The 15,589-nt window shown below is 75.3% G+C and carries 13 protein-coding genes; 4 read left to right on the plus strand and 9 right to left on the minus strand.

Features of this window, described 5'->3' with window-relative positions; genetic code table 11:
* Positions 1-47: 47 nt before the first annotated feature.
* Complete coding sequence (locus F1641_RS09420) at positions 48-356, minus strand: hypothetical protein (protein WP_194904661.1); 309 nt, start codon at positions 354-356, stop codon at positions 48-50.
* Between the two features lie 329 nt (positions 357-685).
* Here F1641_RS09420 and F1641_RS09425 point away from each other — a divergent pair, with 329 nt between their 5' ends.
* Entirely contained in the window at positions 686-1,744 is a 1,059-nt protein-coding gene (locus tag F1641_RS09425; protein WP_194904662.1) for a PHP domain-containing protein, read from the plus strand.
* On the opposite strand, the gene F1641_RS09430 is transcribed toward F1641_RS09425, so the two are convergent.
* Together F1641_RS09430 and galE are read right to left on the minus strand one after the other, a co-directional pair.
* Positions 1,728-3,677 (minus strand): bifunctional diguanylate cyclase/phosphodiesterase, encoded by a 1,950-nt coding sequence (locus tag F1641_RS09430; protein WP_194904664.1) that lies wholly within the window; start codon positions 3,675-3,677, stop codon positions 1,728-1,730. The genes F1641_RS09425 and F1641_RS09430 overlap by 17 nt on opposite strands.
* 140 nt (positions 3,678-3,817) lie before the next feature.
* On the minus strand, positions 3,818-4,843 hold the full coding sequence (galE, locus tag F1641_RS09435) for a UDP-glucose 4-epimerase GalE (protein WP_194904666.1): 1,026 nt from the start codon (positions 4,841-4,843) through the stop codon (positions 3,818-3,820).
* Between the two features lie 38 nt (positions 4,844-4,881).
* Between galE and F1641_RS09440 the strand changes: the two genes are divergently transcribed.
* Positions 4,882-5,571 (plus strand): HAD family hydrolase, encoded by a 690-nt coding sequence (locus F1641_RS09440; RefSeq protein ID WP_194904669.1) that lies wholly within the window; start codon positions 4,882-4,884, stop codon positions 5,569-5,571.
* Here the strand turns inward: F1641_RS09440 and F1641_RS09445 are convergent.
* The 5 genes from F1641_RS09445 to F1641_RS09465 form a co-directional block, all read right to left on the minus strand.
* Positions 5,561-6,034 (minus strand): ATP-binding protein, encoded by a 474-nt coding sequence (locus F1641_RS09445; protein WP_194904672.1) that lies wholly within the window; start codon positions 6,032-6,034, stop codon positions 5,561-5,563. The genes F1641_RS09440 and F1641_RS09445 overlap by 11 nt on opposite strands.
* Positions 6,031-7,032 (minus strand): NAD-dependent epimerase/dehydratase family protein, encoded by a 1,002-nt coding sequence (locus F1641_RS09450; RefSeq protein ID WP_194904674.1) that lies wholly within the window; start codon positions 7,030-7,032, stop codon positions 6,031-6,033. Before F1641_RS09450 ends, F1641_RS09445 begins: the two co-directional genes overlap by 4 nt.
* Before the next feature lie 10 nt (positions 7,033-7,042).
* Entirely contained in the window at positions 7,043-7,816 is a 774-nt protein-coding gene (locus F1641_RS09455) for an SDR family NAD(P)-dependent oxidoreductase (RefSeq protein WP_194904676.1), read from the minus strand.
* A complete protein-coding gene (locus F1641_RS09460) occupies positions 7,816-8,880 on the minus strand; it encodes an NAD(P)-dependent alcohol dehydrogenase (protein ID WP_206690803.1) in 1,065 nt (354 codons plus the stop codon). The genes F1641_RS09455 and F1641_RS09460 overlap by 1 nt, the downstream gene beginning before the upstream one ends.
* A gap of 91 nt (positions 8,881-8,971) precedes the next feature.
* Positions 8,972-11,470, minus strand: coding sequence for a DEAD/DEAH box helicase (locus F1641_RS09465; RefSeq protein ID WP_194905114.1), 2,499 nt, complete (start codon positions 11,468-11,470; stop codon positions 8,972-8,974).
* Between the two features lie 241 nt (positions 11,471-11,711).
* Here F1641_RS09465 and F1641_RS09470 point away from each other — a divergent pair, with 241 nt between their 5' ends.
* A complete protein-coding gene (locus F1641_RS09470; RefSeq protein WP_194904680.1) occupies positions 11,712-12,617 on the plus strand; it encodes an ATP-binding protein in 906 nt (301 codons plus the stop codon).
* A gap of 53 nt (positions 12,618-12,670) precedes the next feature.
* Here F1641_RS09470 and F1641_RS09475 read toward each other — a convergent pair whose 3' ends face one another.
* Positions 12,671-14,041, minus strand: coding sequence for a TrpB-like pyridoxal phosphate-dependent enzyme (locus F1641_RS09475; protein WP_194904683.1), 1,371 nt, complete (start codon positions 14,039-14,041; stop codon positions 12,671-12,673).
* Between the two features lie 52 nt (positions 14,042-14,093).
* Here F1641_RS09475 and argG point away from each other — a divergent pair, with 52 nt between their 5' ends.
* The gene (gene argG, locus F1641_RS09480; protein ID WP_194904684.1) at positions 14,094-15,530 is read left to right on the plus strand and encodes an argininosuccinate synthase; all 1,437 of its coding nucleotides are present in this window, start codon (positions 14,094-14,096) and stop codon (positions 15,528-15,530) included.
* Positions 15,531-15,589 lie beyond the last annotated feature (59 nt).

Consider the following 15,589-nt stretch of genomic DNA (forward strand, 5'->3'; position numbering starts at 1 on the left):
TTCGGATCCGGCCGCGCCGGGAGGGTCAAGGCTAGGTCAGGGCCCGGTCAGGCCCTGCCGCCCTCTGCTCCGGCCGTGCTCGGGGCTCCCCCGTCCGGGTGGAGACCGCTGCCGCCGGGGCCGCCGCCGGCGTCCTCCGCGCCGTCGCCGGCCTCGCCGCCCTCGCCGTCGTCAGGGCCGTCATCCGGGCCGTCATCCGGGCCGTCGTCCTCGCCGTCGTCCGCGAGGCCGAGCAGCCTGTCGATGGCGGCCCGCGGCAGGGTGCCGTCGGCCGCCGTGGCGGCGACGACGAGGTCGCCGTAGAGCTCGATCTCCTCGGCGAGGGCGTCGTCGCCGAGACGACGGCTTCGCTCCATCCCTGCACGGTAGCGGGCGGTGGTCGGGTGCGGCTCGGGAACCCGTCCTCGCAGGTCCGCCGGGGTGCGCCCGAGGTCCGGGCGCGTGGTGCGCGAGGCGCGGGAGGGGCTGCGGGGGCGGAGGAGCCGCCGCCCGGGCGGCGAGAGGGGGGGTCCCTCCGCCCGGACGGCGGGTCCGAGGACGCCTCGCTGCGGCGGGGTGGTGACCACCCCGCGCGAGACGCCACCAAGATCGTACGGTCCCGCGCGGGCGGGAGTCACCCACCCGGCTGACATCCAGCCGGTCACCTGCGGGCGCGGTGGCGGCGACGGCCTGCTGGGATGGCCGGGTGCACCCCGTCGACGCGCTGCGCCGCACCGCGTTCCTGCTGGAGCGGGAGCAGGCCGCCACCCCCCGCGTGAAGGCGTTCCGCACCGCTGCGGGCGTGCTGGCGGCCCTCCCGGAGGAGGAGCTGGCGGAGCGGCTCGCCGCCGGCACCCTGAGCGCGCTCAAGGGGGTGGGGCCGCGCACCGAAGAGGTCGCCGCCCGCGCCGCCGCCGGTGAGGTGCCCGCCTACCTCGCCGAGCTCGAGGCCCGCCGCGACGCCGCCGGTCCGCTGGCCGACCTCGACGGGGCCGGGGCGGAGCTGCTCGCCCGGCTGCGCGGAGACCTGCACGCGCACAGCGACTGGAGCGACGGCGGCTCGCCGCCGGAGGAGATGGCCGCCACCGCCGTGGAGCTGGGACACGAGTACCTGGCCCTGACCGACCACTCCGGGGGCCTGCGCGTGGCCGGGGGGCTCTCGCCGCAGCGGCTGGAGCGCCAGCTCGACCTCCTCGCCGCGCTTGCCCCCTCGCTGGCGCCGTTCCGGCTGCTGAGCGGCATCGAGGTCGACATCACCCCCGAGGGCGGCCTGGACTGCCCTGACGAGCTGCTGGACCGCCTCGACGTGGTGGTCGCCTCGGTGCACAGCGGGCTCGGCGGGCGCACCAGCGCCGAGGCGATGACCGCCCGGATGCTGGGCGCCCTGGAGCACGACCGGGTGCGGGTGCTCGGGCACTGCACCGGGCGGATGGTGGCGGCGGGGGCCGACGGCTCGCGCCGGCCCTCGCAGCGCGCCGAGGCGCCCTTCGACGCGGCCGCCGTCTTCGCCCGCTGCGCCGAGCGCGGGGTGGCGGTGGAGGTCAACTCCCGGCCGGAGCGGCTCGACCCGCCGATGCGCCTGCTGCGGCAGGCGCTTGAGGCCGGGTGCCTGCTGAGCATCGACACCGACGCGCACGCCCCCGGCCAGCTCGACTGGCGCGGGCTGGGCGCGGCCCGGGCGGCTGCGGCCGGCGCACCGGCCGAGCGGGTCGTCACCACGTGGCCCGTCGAGCGCCTGCTCGGGTGGCTCAGGGACGCAGGCTGAGGGCCCGGGGGGCGCCGAGCGCCGCTGCCGGCACCTTCGGCGCCGTGCGGGCCGGGGGCGCCGCGGGCGCCGCGGGCTCCAGGGCCCAGGAGCCGAACCGCGCGGCGCGGGCGCGGGTGTGCCAGGCGCGGATCGCGTCGTCCAGCTCCTCCTCGGGCGTGGGGCGCCCGAACCAGTAGCCCTGGCCGTGGTCGCAGCCCATCGCGATGAGCATCCGCGCCTGCTCCTCGGTCTCGATGCCCTCCGCGATCACCGTGAGGTGGTGGGCGTGGGCGAGGTCGATGACGGCCTGCACCACCGCCGAGGCGGAGGAGTCGACACCCAGGCGCGAGACGAAGGCGCGGTCGACCTTCATGAACGCCAGGTCGAGCGCGGACAGGTAGCTGAGCGCCGACCACCCGGTGCCGAAGTCGTCGATGCCCACGGAGACGCCGAGGTCGGTGAGGCCGTCGAGGGTGTCGCGCGCGCCGTCTCCCTGGTCGAGCAGGGAGTGCTCGGTGATCTCGACGAGCAGCCGCGAGGGGTCGCTGCCCGAGCGCTGCAGCGCACCGCGCACCAGACCGGCCAGGTCGGGTCGCTGCAGGGTCTTCGACGACATGTTCACCGCCACCGTGGGCAGGCCCGGGTGAGAGGGCGTGTCCGGCAGCGCGATGGTGGTGGGGGCTCCCGAGGCCGGCGGCGACCACTGCTGGGCCATCGTGCTGGCCCGCCCGAGGACCCACTCGTCCAGCCTCACCACGAGCCCGGTCTCCTCGGCCACGTCCACGAAGAGGGCCGGGGAGATGGCCCCGCGCTCGGGGTCGATGACGCGGGCGAGGGCCTCGACGCCGACGACCTCACCGGTGCGGAGGTCGATGACGGGCTGGTACAGCACCCGCAGCCGCTCGGCGTCGAGCGCGGAGCGCAGCATCGTCTCGGTCGCCACCCGGTGCAGCGCGGCCTCGCCGAGCCCCGGCGCGTAGTGGACGACGCGGTCGCCGCCATCGCGCTTGGCCCGGCGCAGCGCCAGGCCGGCGCGGCGCACGACGTCCTCCGGGTCGGCCTCGGTGCCGTCGGTGGTGACCAGGCCGACGGAGGCGGTCAGGGTCACGTGGTCGGTGCGGCCGTGGAGGCGGGTCGGGCGGCGCAGGGCGGCGAGGAGGCGCTCGGCCAGCCCCGCCGCGTCCGGTCCGGCGGCGGGGCGGTGGTGGCCGCCCGAGGCCAGGGCCACCCGGGCGGTGTCGCGACCCACGACGACGGCGAAGCTGTCGCCGTCCAGGCGCGCGACCGTGGCGCCCTCCGGCGCCGCGGTGCGCAGCCGGTCGGCGGTGGCCACGAGGAGCGCGTCGCCGGTGTCTCGGCCGAGCGCGTCGTCGAGCACGGAGAACCTGTCGAGGTCGAGGACGGCGAGCACCGCTCCCCCGGGCACCCGCTGGCGCCGGGCCTCGGCGGCCTCCGCAGCCAGGTGGGCGACCACCGCGTGGCGCGTGCCGAGGTCGGTCAGGGGGTCGCGGTGGCCCACCGCCGCGGCCGCGCTGATGTCGACGGCGGAGCCGAACAGCCGGGTGGCCCCACCCGCGGCGTCGAGCTCCACCTCGGTCCAGGCGTGGACGCGGCGCTGCACGCCGTCGGCACCGACGAGGTCGAACTGCTCCTCGCTGCCGCGCCGGCCCTCGCGCACCACGAGCAGCCAGGCGCGGACCCGCGCGCGGTCGGCGGGGACCACCAGGGAGGTCCACCACTGCATCGAGGGCCGCGTGGTGGTCGGGTCGCTGCCGGCGATCCGGTGCATGCCGTCGGACCAGTGCAGCGCACCGGTGACGAGGTCGAGCTCCCAGACGGCCGCCGCTACCGACGAGGTCGGCACCGCGGCCCAGGAGGGCTCGGCCGGGTGCGCCGCGCGCTGCACCGGGGGCGCCGGGGAGGCGCTCGGTGACCACGGCGGAGGGGGCATCCGCCTACGGTGTCACCGCGCGTCACCGATCGGGCCCGTTCGCCCGCAGACACGCCGGACCCGCCCATGACGACCCGCCAGATGTGACGCGCAGTGACCGCCCGAGCACCCTGGGTCGGCGTGCTCGGGCGCGTCGGCGGTCAGGAGGTGGCGTAGCCCTGGGGGTTGCCGCTCTGCCAGCGCCAGGTGTCCTCGCACATCTCGTCGAGGCCGCGCCGCGCCGTCCAGCCGAGCTCGTCGCGGGCGCGGGCCGGGTCGGCGTAGGAGGTGGCCACGTCACCCGCCCGGCGGGGAGCCACGCGCACCGGCACCTCGCGGCCGCTGGCGCGCTCGAAGGCCGCGACCACCTGGCGCACCGACGAGCCCGTGCCGGTGCCGAGGTTCCAGGCGTGCGCACCGCGCACGCCGTCCGGCCCGGAGATCTTCGCCAGGGCGGCCACGTGCCCCTCCGCCAGGTCGACCACGTGGATGTAGTCGCGCACGCCGGTGCCGTCGGGGGTGTCGAAGTCGTCACCGAAGACCGTCAGCTGCTCGCGGCGGCCGACGGCGACCTGCGCGATGAACGGGACCAGGTTGTTGGGGACGCCGCGCGGGTCCTCCCCGATGCGGCCGGAGGGGTGGGCGCCCACCGGGTTGAAGTAGCGCAGCAGCGCCACCGACCAGCGCTCGTCGCTGGCGGCGACGTCGCGCAGCACCTGCTCGGTCATGAACTTGGTCCACCCGTAGGGGTTGGTGGCCCCGAGCGGGGAGTCCTCGGTCAGCGGCATCTGCGTGGCCGCGCCGTAGACGGTGGCGGAGGAGGAGAAGACCAGCGTGCGGCAGCCGACGGCATCCATCGCCCTGACGAGGTTGAGGGTGCCGCCCACGTTGGTGCGGTAGTACCGCTCGGGCTGCTCCACCGACTCGCCCACGGCCTTGAGCGCGGCGAAGTGGACGACCGCCTCGGGCCGGGCCCCCTCGAGCGCGGCGAGGACGGCGGCCTCGTCGGTGACGTCGACCTCGAGCAGCTCGACCTCGCGGCCGGCGATCTCGCCCACCCGGCGCAGCGCCTCGGCGCTGGCGTTGGAGAGGTCGTCCAGGACGACCACCTCGTGCCCCTGCGCCAGCAGCTCCACCACCGTGTGGCTGCCGATGTAGCCCGCTCCGCCCGTCACCAGGATCTGCACGACGCGCGACGCTACACGGGCGGTGCGACCCTCGGACGATGGCTGCCCCAGCGGACGACCGCCCCGACGCCGTGCTCTTCGACGTCGACGGGACCCTCGTCGACTCCAACTACCAGCACGTCGTCGCGTGGACCCGGGCCCTGCAGGGCGTCGGGGTGGTGGTGCCGGCGCCCGCTCTGCACCGCGCGATCGGCATGGGCGGTGACCAGCTGGTGGCGGCCGTGGCGGGTGACGACGTCGAGCGCGAGCACGGCGACGCCGTCCGGGACGCCTGGACGCGCGAGTTCACCGCGCTCACCGACGCCGTGCCGCCGCTGCCCGGAGCGGTGGACCTGCTGCGGGCGTGCCACGAGCGGGGCCTGCGGGTGGTGCTCGCCAGCTCGTCGTCGTCGGACCTGCTCGAGCGCTTCCGCGCCGTGCTCGGCGCCGACGACGCGATCGACGCGGTGACCACGTCCGACGACGTCGAGGCGTCCAAGCCCGCCGGAGACCTGTTCGGCGTGGCCGCCGAGAAGGTCGGGGCGCAGCGGCCGGTGGCCGTGGGCGACTCCCCGTGGGACGCGCGGGCGGCGCGCGCCGCCGGCGTGCCGGTGGTGCTGGTGCGCTCCGGGGGCTTCTGCGACGACCTGCTGCTCGCCGAGGCGCCCGGCGCGGCGCTGTACGACGACGCCGCGGCGCTCCTGGCGGGCCTGGAGGGCTCCCCGCTGGTGCGCCCCGTCAGTCGCTGACGCGGAACCAGACCACCTTGCCGGTGGCCTGGCGCGGGACCCGACCCCCCAGGGCGGCGGCCAGCGCCGCCGGCAGCGCCGGGGTGGAGCCCCGCTCGGCGTCGGTGCCGCCGGCGGGGCTCACGGGCTCGAGCTCGCGCAGGCCGCCCTCGCGGACGCCCCACTCCACCGAGAGCTTGTCGACGAGCTCGAGGCCGCGGCCGCTCTCGTCCAGCAGCTCGGTCTCGCGCAGCACCGGGTGCACCGGGCTGCCGTCGGCGACCTCCACGAGCACCGCCCCGGAGGCCTCGCTCACGACGTCCATGGTCACCAGGGAGCCGGCGTGGACGACGGCGTTGGTCACCAGCTCGGACGCGAGCAGCTCGACGCGGTCGCGGACCTCGACCGAGTGCAGCTCACCCAGCTCCTTGCGCACGAAGGCGCGAGCCAGCAGGGGAGCCCGGGTGTCCTTGGGAAGCCTCACGCGCACGGCAGCACCCTGCCACCGAGGTCGACCTCCCCGTGGGAACTCAGCCAGACCAGCGCCTCGCGCAGGACCTCCGGGCTGGTCCACCGGGGCTCGTACCCGAGGAGCCGGCGCCCCTTCTCGACCGAGGCGCTGTGGTTGCGCACCAGGTGCTCCCACGAGGCGCCCGCGTGCTCGGCGCCCTCGGCCTCGCCCAGCCGGTCGGCGTAGCCGGCGCGGAACTCCTCCCAGCCGACGTCGCGCAGCCGGGCCTCCTGCCCGAACCACGAGGCGACCTGCTGGGCCAGCCCGCGGGCGGTCCAGCCGCGGTCGGAGACGGCGAAGAAGCTCTCCCCCACCGAGGTCGAGCGGTGCTCGAGGGCGCGCTGGAACACCTGCGCGACGTCGTCGGCGTGCACGTGGTGCATGAGCTGGTGCCCGCCGTCGGGCACCGCCAGCTCCTCGCCCGCCGCGAGCGCCTCCCAGACCCCCGGGTCGGTGTTCCCCAGCGGGTTGACGACCCGCCACCCCGGCCCGCTGATGTGCCCGGGGTGGACGACGGTCGTGGGCACCCCGCCGCGGCGCGACTCGGCGAGCAGCAGGTCCTCGCAGGCGACCTTCTGGACGCCGTAGTCGCCGAAGGGCTCGTGCGGGTCCTCCTCGCGCAGGGGCGCCGCCGCGGCGCGGCCGTGGGTCCAGATGGTGCCCGCGTGCAGGAGGTGCCCGACGCGCCCGCGCAGCGCCTCGACCAGCTGCGCCGCCGAGCCGGGCGTGAAGCAGACCATGTCGACGACGACGTCGGCGCCCAGGTCGGCGACGCGGCCGCCGAAGGTCCCCGCGGCGTCCTCCGCCTCGCGGTCGACGGCGACGCGCTGGACGCGGTCCCACGCCTCGTGGGGGCGGTAGGGCTCGCGGGTGCCCCGGGACAGGGCCACCACCTCGTGCCCCGCCGCGACGAGGCGGGGCACGAGGTAGGTGCCGACGTGGCCGGTGGCTCCGATGACGACGACGCGCACGGGGTGCTCCTCAGTAGACGGTGTAGCCGCCGTCGGCCACGAGCACGGTGCCCGTGACGAAGCTGGCGGCGTCGCTGGCCAGGAACACCACGCTCGGCGCGATCTCCTCCGGGGAGGCGGCGCGCTGCTGCGGTGCGTCCTCGATCCACTGCCGGCGGAACCGGGGCTCGTCGACGGGGGCCATCGCGGTGCGCACGTACCCCGGGGCGAGGGCGTTCACACGGATCCCGTGCGGAGCCCACTCGGCCGCCAGTGACTTCGTCAGCTGGTGCACGGCCGCCTTGGACGCGTTGTACGCGGCCTGCTCCTGCGGGCGGTTGACGATGATCGCCGAGATCGAGCCGATGTTGACGATCGAGCCGCCCCCGGCCTCGCGCATGTGGCGGCCCACCGCGAGGGACGTCTTCCACAGCGCCCGCACGTTGAGGTCGAACACCGCCGACCACTCGTCGTCGGGCACCTCCCAGCTGGAGCGGTGGAAGCACGTGCCGGCGTTGTTGACCAGCACGTCGATGCGACCGCCCAGGCCCTCCAGGGCCTCGGCGGTGGCGCGCTCCACGTCGGCGTCGACCGTCAGGTCGGCGTCCACGCGGACCAGCTCCACGCCGTCCGCAGCGGCCTCCTCGACGAAGGCCTGCGACCGGGCGCCGTCGCGGGCGATGATCGCGACCCTGGCGCCGGCGGCCGCCAGGCCGAGCGCGAACGCGCGGCCCAGGCCCTGGTTGCCACCGGTGACGACGGCGGTGCGCCCCTCGAGGCTGAACGGCCCCCAGCTCCCCGCCATCAGCGCCAGGGCTCCACGACGGACTTCAGGCTCTCGGGGTCCGTGTCGGAGTCGAGGGCGTCGGGGGCGTGGTCGAGGTCGTAGCGGCCGGTGACGAGGGAGTCGACGTCCACCTGGCCCGACGCCACGAGGTGCGCCGCCAGCGGCCAGGTGTCGGTGTACCGGAAGATGCCGGTCAGCGAGATCTCGTTGTCCTGGATGTAGCTCACCGGCAGGGTCAGCTCCGGGTTGCCCAGGCCCACCAGCACGGCGGTGCCGCCGCCGCGCACGGCGCGGATCCCGGAGGTGATGGCCGGCGCCGCGCCGGAGGCGTCGATGAAGGAGTCGACCTGCAGCTCCGTCACGTCGGTCTCCCGCGGGTCGACGGCGTGCGTGGCGCCGAAGCCCAGCGCGCGCTCGCGGCGGGGCGCGACGAGGTCGGTGATGATGACCTCGCGGGCGCCGAACGCGCGGGCGACCTGCGCGGTGATGATGCCGATCGGGCCGGCGCCGGCGACGAGCACCCGCTGGCCGGGCACCACGCGGGCCTTGCGCATCGCGGCGATGCCCACGCTGAGCGGCTCGAGGAGCGCGGCGGCGTCGTCGGAGAGGCCGTCGGCGACGGGGAAGGCGAACTCCGCCGGCGCGGTGACGTACTCCGCGAAGGCGCCGTCGACCGGGGGCGTCGCGTAGAAGCGCATGTGCGGGCAGAGGTTGTAGCGGCCGGCCAGGCACTGCGAGCAGTGGTGGCAGGGGCGCTGCGGGTCGACGGCGACGCGCTCGCCGACGCGGGAGGCGTCGACGCCGGAGCCGACGGCCACCACGGTGCCGCCCATCTCGTGGCCCAGCACCATCGGCTGCTCGACGACGAACTCGCCGGCGCGCATGTGCCGGTAGTAGTGGACGTCGGAGCCGCAGACCCCGACGGAGCCCACCCTGACGAGCACCTCACCGGGGCCGGCCTCGGGGACGGGGCGCTCCTGCACCTCGACCGTGTTCTCGGCCAGCAGCACGCTGGCCCGCATCGTCTCCGGGAGGCGGTCGGGCACGCCCGGCGCTCCCCTCTGCTCCGTCGCAGCGCTCATGCGCCCCATCATGCCCCGCCGGTGCTGAGAACGTTCTCAGCGGCCAGCCCGCTGGCGCGACCGCCGCGGTGTGGCGCCCGCCGGGCGGGGGTCACATGCGCTGCAGGCCGTGGCCGGTGATGACGGCGGTGCCCTCCAGGTCGGAGGCCTCCAGGTCGACGGTGGCCACGAAGGCCCAGTCGCGGTCGCCGGCCGGGTCGTCGACCACCTGCCGCACCTGCCAGAGGCGCGCCTCCCGGTCGTGCTGGACCTGCAGCATCGCCGGGGCCCGCGACGCCGCGGAGACGCCGACGTCGTCGTGGTCCTCGTAGTAGGCCGCGACCGCCTCCTGCCAGGCGTCGAGGTCGAGCTCGGGGTCGAGCACCGACAGGTCCCACGCGCGGCGGCGCGCCAGCAGCTCCACGCGGCGCCACATGGCGTTGCGCACCTGCACGGTGAACGCGCGGGTGTTGGCCGTGATGCCGCGCAGGGCCGGGGGCGGCGGGGGGGCCCCGCCCTCCACCAGCGCCTCGGGGTGCGTCAGCGCCTCCCACTCGTCGAGCAGGCTGGAGTCGGTCTGGCGGACCACCTCGCCGAGCCACTCGAGGACGTCGTCGAGGCCCTCGCCGCGCTGCGCCTCCGGCACGGTCTGGCGCAGGGCGCGGTAGGCGTCGGACAGGTAGCGCAGCACCGCCCCCTCGGACCGGGTGAGGTTGTAGCGCCGCACGAGGTCGCCGAAGGTCATCGCCTCCTCGAGCATCGTGCGCACCACCGACTTCGGGGAGAGCGCGTCCTCGGGCAGCCACGGGGCGGTCAGCCGGTACTGGGTGAACGCCGCCTCGAGCAGCTCCTCCAGCGGCTTGGGCCAGGTGACCTCCTCGAGCAGCTCCATCCGCTCCTCGTACTCGATGCCCTCCGCCTTCATCGCCGCCACGGCCTCGCCGCGGGCGGCGAACTGCTGGGCCAGCAGGATCGGGCGGGGGTCGTCGAGGGTCGCCTCGACGACGCTGACCACGTCGAGCGCCGGGGTGGGCGACTCCGGGTCCAGCACGTCGAGCGCGGCGACGGCGAACGTCGACAGCGGCTGGTTGAGCGCGAAGTCGGCCTGGAGGTCGACGGTGAGGCGGAAGCGCCGCCCGGTCTCGTCGGGCTCCTCCAGCCGCTCGATGACGCCCGCCGCGAGCAGCTCGTGGGCGATGGCGACGGCGCGGCGCACCAGCCGGACCTGCGCTCCGCGGTCGGAGTGGTTCCCCAGCAGCAGCTTCCTGAGGTGCTGGGCGGCGTTCCCCGGCCGGGCGATGGTGTTGAGCACCATCGCGTGGGTGACCTTCATCTGGCTGGTCAGCGGCTCCGGGGCCGCGGCCACGAGGCGCTCGAAGGTCGGCTCGGCCCAGCTGACCTCGCCCTCCGGCGGCTTCTTCTTGACGATCCGCTTCTGCTTCTTCACGTCGTCGCCGGCCTTGGCCAGGAGGCGGGCGTTCTCGACGAGGTGGTCGGGCGCCTGCACCACGCACGTGCCGGAGGTGTCGAAGCCCGCACGGCCCGCACGGCCGGCGATCTGGTGGAACTCCCGGGCGCTGAGCAGCCGGGTGCGCCGCCCGTCGTACTTGGTCAGGGAGGTCACGAGCACGGTGCGGATCGGCACGTTGATGCCCACGCCCAGGGTGTCCGTGCCGCAGATGACGGGCAGCAGCCCCTCCTGCGCCAGGGTCTCCACCAGGCGCCGGTACTTCGGCAGCATCCCGGCGTGGTGGACGCCCACGCCGTGGCGCACCAGCTTGGAGAGCACCTGCCCGAAGCCGGCGGTGAAGCGGAAGCCGCCCAGCGCCTCTCCGATGCGCTCGCGAGCGCCCTTGTCGGCGACGGTCACGGAGAGCAGCGCCTGCGCGCGCTCGAGCGCCGCCGCCTGCGTCGGGTGGACGACGTAGACCGGGGCCTCCTTCGACTCCAGCAGCTCCTGGAGGGTCTCGTGCACCGGCGTCAGGGCCCACCGGTGGTGCAGCGGGACGGGCCGGTCGGCGTGCGCCACCAGCACCGTCTCGCGGCCGGTGCGGCGGCGCAGGTCCTCCTCGAAGCGGGAGGTGTCGCCGAGCGTCGCGCTCATGAGGAGGAACTGGGCCCGCGAGAGCTCCAGCAGCGGCACCTGCCAGGCCCAGCCGCGGTCGCGGTCGGCGTAGTAGTGGAACTCGTCCATGACCACCAGGCCGACGTCGAGGTCGGCGCCCTCGCGCAGCGCGCGGTTGGCGAGCACCTCCGCGGTGCAGCAGACCACGGGGGCGTCGGCGTTGACGGCGCCGTCACCGGTGACCATGCCCACGTTCTGGGCTCCCAGGACCTCCACCAGCGCGAAGAACTTCGCGCTGACCAGGGCCTTGATGGGGGCGGTGTACACCGAGCGGCGCCCGGAGGCCATGGCCGCGGCGTGCGCGCCGAGCGCCACGAGCGACTTGCCCGAGCCGGTGGGGGTGGCGAGGACGACGTTCGAGCCGGAGACCAGCTCGATCAGGGCCTCCTCCTGGGCGGGGTAGAGCGTGGTCCCCCGCGACGACGCCCACCCCTCGAAGGCGGCGAAGACCTCGTCGGGGTCCGGGTCGGTGCCCGGGCCGACCACCGGGAGGCGGCCGGGCAGGTCGGCGCGCCGGTCGACGGTCACGGGCTGGGGGTCTGGCACACCGGCGAGGGTGTCACGACCGCGGAGGCCGGCCGCCTCCGCGGCGACGAGACCGCGCGGAGTTGATCACCCGTGCGGACGACGCCCGAGGGGGGTCCTGTCACCTACAGTGACCCCTGCTGCTCGCCCAGGGGTCGCCTGCCCCACCGGGTCGCCGGCGGCCGAGCGCTGGGAGGGATGGGTGGCCGTCGACGTGCCACGCAGCGCCGCGCAGGAGCGCCGCACCGCCCGCTACGAGCCCGAGGCCGCCTCGGTCCGGGCCGCCCGGCGCTTCGTCGAGGAGCAGCTGGTCGCCCTGGAGCGGGCTCCCCTCGCCGACGACGCCGGCCTGGTGCTCAGCGAGCTCGCGGCGAACGCCGTCCTGCACGCGCGGACCCCCTTCGAGGTGGTGGTCGTCGCCGTCGGCACCGACGAGGTCCGGGTGGAGGTGCTCGACGGGAGCACCGCGACGCCCCTCGTGGGGGTGTCGGTCGGGACGTCGACCACGGGCCGCGGCATGGTGCTGGTCGACGCGCTCGCGACGCGCTGGGGCGTGCGGCCGCTGGAGACCGGCAAGGCGGTGTGGTTCGAGGTCGGGGGCGCCCGCGCCGAGGGCGAGTCCCCGGCCGAGGCGAGCGCCGAGGACCTGCTGGCGATGTGGGCCGACCTCGACACCTCGCCGACCGTGGTGGTGCACGACGTGCCCGTCGCCGAGCTGCTGGCGGCGAAGGAGCACGTGGACGACCTCGTCCGCGAGCTGCAGCTGGTCGCGCTCGACCCGGCCCTCCTGGAGCGCCGCGAGGCCGAGGCGCCCTGCGAGGTGCACCTGGCGCGCCGCCTCGACGTCGCCACGCGGGCCTTCGACGCGGCGCGGGTCCAGGTGCGGTCGCAGGTGGTGCGCGCGGCGCGGGCCGGCCGGTCGGTGGTCGACCTCGAGCTGGTGCTCGGGCCCGACGACGGCGAGCACGCGCGCCAGTACCGCGACGCGCTCGAGGAGGCGGAGCAGCTGGCGCGCAGCGGCGTCCTGCTGACCCGCGGCGACGTCCTCGGACGCCACGCCGCGGTGCTGCAGCACTACCTCGACGAGGTCGTCCGGCAGCTCGGCTGAGCCGCTGCTCCGCTGAGCTGCTGCTCCGCCGCGCTGCCGGACGACCCCCCGCGTCAGCCGATCTGCGGCACCGCCGCGAGCGCGGAGCGCAGCGCGTCGTCGGACAGGCCCGAGTCGGTCATCCGGCCCGAGAGGAACGCCTCGTAGGCCGCGAGGTCGAGCAGGCCGTGGCCGCACAGCGCGGTGACGATGACCTTCTCCTCCCCCGTCTCCTTGCAGGCCAGGGCCTCCTGGATGGCGACCGCGAGCGCGTGGGTCGGCTCGGGCGCCGGGACGATGCCCTCGGTGCGGGCGAACTGCACCGCCGCCTCGAAGCAGGCGGTCTGGTCGACGCTGGTCGCCGTCATCAGGCCGAGCTCGTAGACGTGGCTGATCAGCGGCGCCATGCCGTGGTAGCGCAGGCCGCCGGCGTGGATCGGGTCGGGCACGAAGTCGTGGCCGAGGGTGTGCATCTTCATCAGGGGGGTGAGCCCGGCGGTGTCGCCGAAGTCGTACCGGTACTCCCCGCGGGTCAGGGACGGCGCGGAGGCCGGCTCGACGGCGCGGATCTCGGGGTTGATGCGCCCGGCGAGCTTCTCGCGCAGGAACGGGAAGCACAGCCCGCCGAAGTTCGAGCCGCCGCCGGTGCAGCCGATGACGAGGTCGACGTCGTCCTCCCCCGCCTTGGCCAGCTGGAGGAGCGCCTCCTCGCCGATGACCGTCTGGTGCAGGAGGACGTGGTTGAGCACCGAGCCCAGGGCGTAGTTGGTGTCCTCGCGCTGCGCGGCCACCTCCACGGCCTCGGAGATGGCGATGCCGAGGGAGCCGGTGTGGTCCTCGGGGTAGGCGCGGCCGGCCTCGGTCAGGCGCGACGGCGAGCGGTGCACGGTGCCGCCGAAGGTCTCGATGAGGGTGCGGCGCCCCGGCTTGGCGTCGTAGGAGCCGCCGACCTGCCACACCTCGCACTCGAGGCCGAACAGGGCCGACGCGAAGGACAGGGCGGTGCCCCACTGGCCGGCGCCGGTCTCGGTGGTGAGCTTCCTGATGCCGGCCTTGGCGTTGTAGAAGGCCTGGGGCACGGCGGTGTTGGGCTTGTGGGAGCCGGCGGGGCTGACGCCCTCGTACTTGTAGTAGATGCGGGCCGGGGTGCCGAGGGCCTTCTCGAGGTTGACCGCCCGGTGCAGGGGCGAGGGCCTCCAGAGGCGGTAGACGTCCTGGACCTCCTCGGGGATGTCCACGTACCGCTCGGTGGTGACCTCCTGCGCGATGAGGTCCGCGGGGAAGAGGCCGGCGAGGTCGTCCGGGCCGATCGGCTCGTGCGTGCCGGGGTGCAGCGGCGGGGGCGGCGGCTCGGGCAGGTCGGGGATGATGTTGTACCAGCGGGTGGGCATCTCGGACTCGTCGAGCACGAACTTGCGCTGCTGGCCCGGCTTCTTCGTCGCCATCGGCGCAGCGTAGTGAGCGGCCGCTCCCACACTGCTGGCAGGATCAGGGGCCGTGTCCAAGGTCCTGACCTCCCTGCCCGTCGGCGAGCGCGTCGGCATCGCCTTCTCCGGGGGTCTCGACACCTCCGTGGCCGTCGCGTGGATGCGCGACAAGGGGGCGGTGCCCTGCACGTACACCGCCAACATCGGCCAGTACGACGAGCCCGACATCGACGCGGTGCCCGGCCGCGCCGGCGCGTACGGCGCGGAGGTCGCCCGCCTGGTCGACTGCCGCGACGCCCTCGTCGAGGAGGGCCTGGCGGCCCTGACCTGCGGCGCCTTCCACATCCGCTCCGGCGGGCGGGCGTACTTCAACACCACGCCGCTGGGCCGCGCCGTCACCGGCACCAAGCTGGTCCGCGCGATGCTGGAGGACGACGTCCAGATCTGGGGCGACGGCTCCACCTACAAGGGCAACGACATCGAGCGGTTCTACCGCTACGGCCTCATGGCCAACCCCTCCCTGCGGATCTACAAGCCGTGGCTCGACGCGCAGTTCGTCACCGAGCTGGGCGGGCGCAAGGAGATGTCGGAGTGGCTGGTGGCGCACGACCTGCCCTACCGCGACTCGACCGAGAAGGCGTACTCCACCGACGCCAACATCTGGGGCGCCACCCACGAGGCCAAGTCGCTGGAGCAGCTCGACACCGGCATCGAGATCGTGCAGCCGATCATGGGCGTGCGGTTCTGGGACCCGTCCGTGGAGATCGAGGCCGAGGACGTCACCGTCGGCTTCGAGCAGGGCCGCCCGGTCTCCATCAACGGGCGCACGTTCGCCTCCGCGGTCGACCTGGTGCTGGAGGCCAACGCCGTCGGCGGGCGCCACGGGCTGGGCATGTCCGACCAGATCGAGAACCGCATCATCGAGGCCAAGAGCCGCGGCATCTACGAGGCGCCCGGCATGGCCCTGCTGTTCGCCGCGTACGAGCGCCTGGTCAACGCCGTCCACAACGAGGACACCGTCGCGGCGTACCACTCCGAGGGCCGCCGCCTGGGCCGCCTGCTGTACGAGGGCCGCTGGCTCGACCCGCAGGCCCTGATGATCCGCGAGTCGCTGCAGCGCTGGGTCGGCACCGCCGTCACCGGCGAGGTCACCCTGCGGCTGCGCCGCGGCGAGGACTACTCCCTGCTCGACACCACCGGCCCGAACCTCAGCTACCACCCCGACAAGCTGTCGATGGAGCGCACCCAGGACGCCGCGTTCGGCCCGGTCGACCGCATCGGCCAGCTGACGATGCGCAACCTCGACATCGCCGACTCCCGCGCCAAGCTGGAGCAGTACGCGGCCGTCGGCCTGGTGGGCCCGGACGCCCCCGGCGTCGGCCTGGTCGGCGGGCTCGAGGCCGCGGCGCTGGAGCCGGGCGGCGCCGAGGAGATCGCCTCCTCCGGCCAGCCCTCCCCCGACGACCGCCCGCTCGACCGCGCGGCCATGGAGTTCGGCACCGACTGACGTCCCCCCACCTCGCAGCCGGGCGCCCGGTTGCGGTTCCCACCCCCTCCGGAACCGCA

It is taken from the genome of Quadrisphaera sp. INWT6, assembly GCF_015390235.1.
Classification (GTDB): Bacteria; Actinomycetota; Actinomycetes; order Actinomycetales; family Quadrisphaeraceae; genus Quadrisphaera.

Bases quoted from the DNA above. Each gene is read 5' to 3' on its own strand.
- F1641_RS09420 (WP_194904661.1), bottom strand. From the start codon at position 356: ATGGAGCGAAGCCGTCGTCTCGGCGACGACGCCCTCGCCGAGGAGATC.
- F1641_RS09430 (WP_194904664.1), bottom strand. From the start codon at position 3,677: ATGCCCCCTCCGCCGTGGTCACCGAGCGCCTCCCCGGCGCCCCCGGTG.
- F1641_RS09440 (WP_194904669.1), top strand. From the start codon at position 4,882: ATGGCTGCCCCAGCGGACGACCGCCCCGACGCCGTGCTCTTCGACGTC.
- F1641_RS09455 (WP_194904676.1), bottom strand. From the start codon at position 7,816: ATGGCGGGGAGCTGGGGGCCGTTCAGCCTCGAGGGGCGCACCGCCGTC.
- F1641_RS09460 (WP_206690803.1), bottom strand. From the start codon at position 8,880: ATGAGCGCTGCGACGGAGCAGAGGGGAGCGCCGGGCGTGCCCGACCGC.
- F1641_RS09475 (WP_194904683.1), bottom strand. From the start codon at position 14,041: ATGGCGACGAAGAAGCCGGGCCAGCAGCGCAAGTTCGTGCTCGACGAG.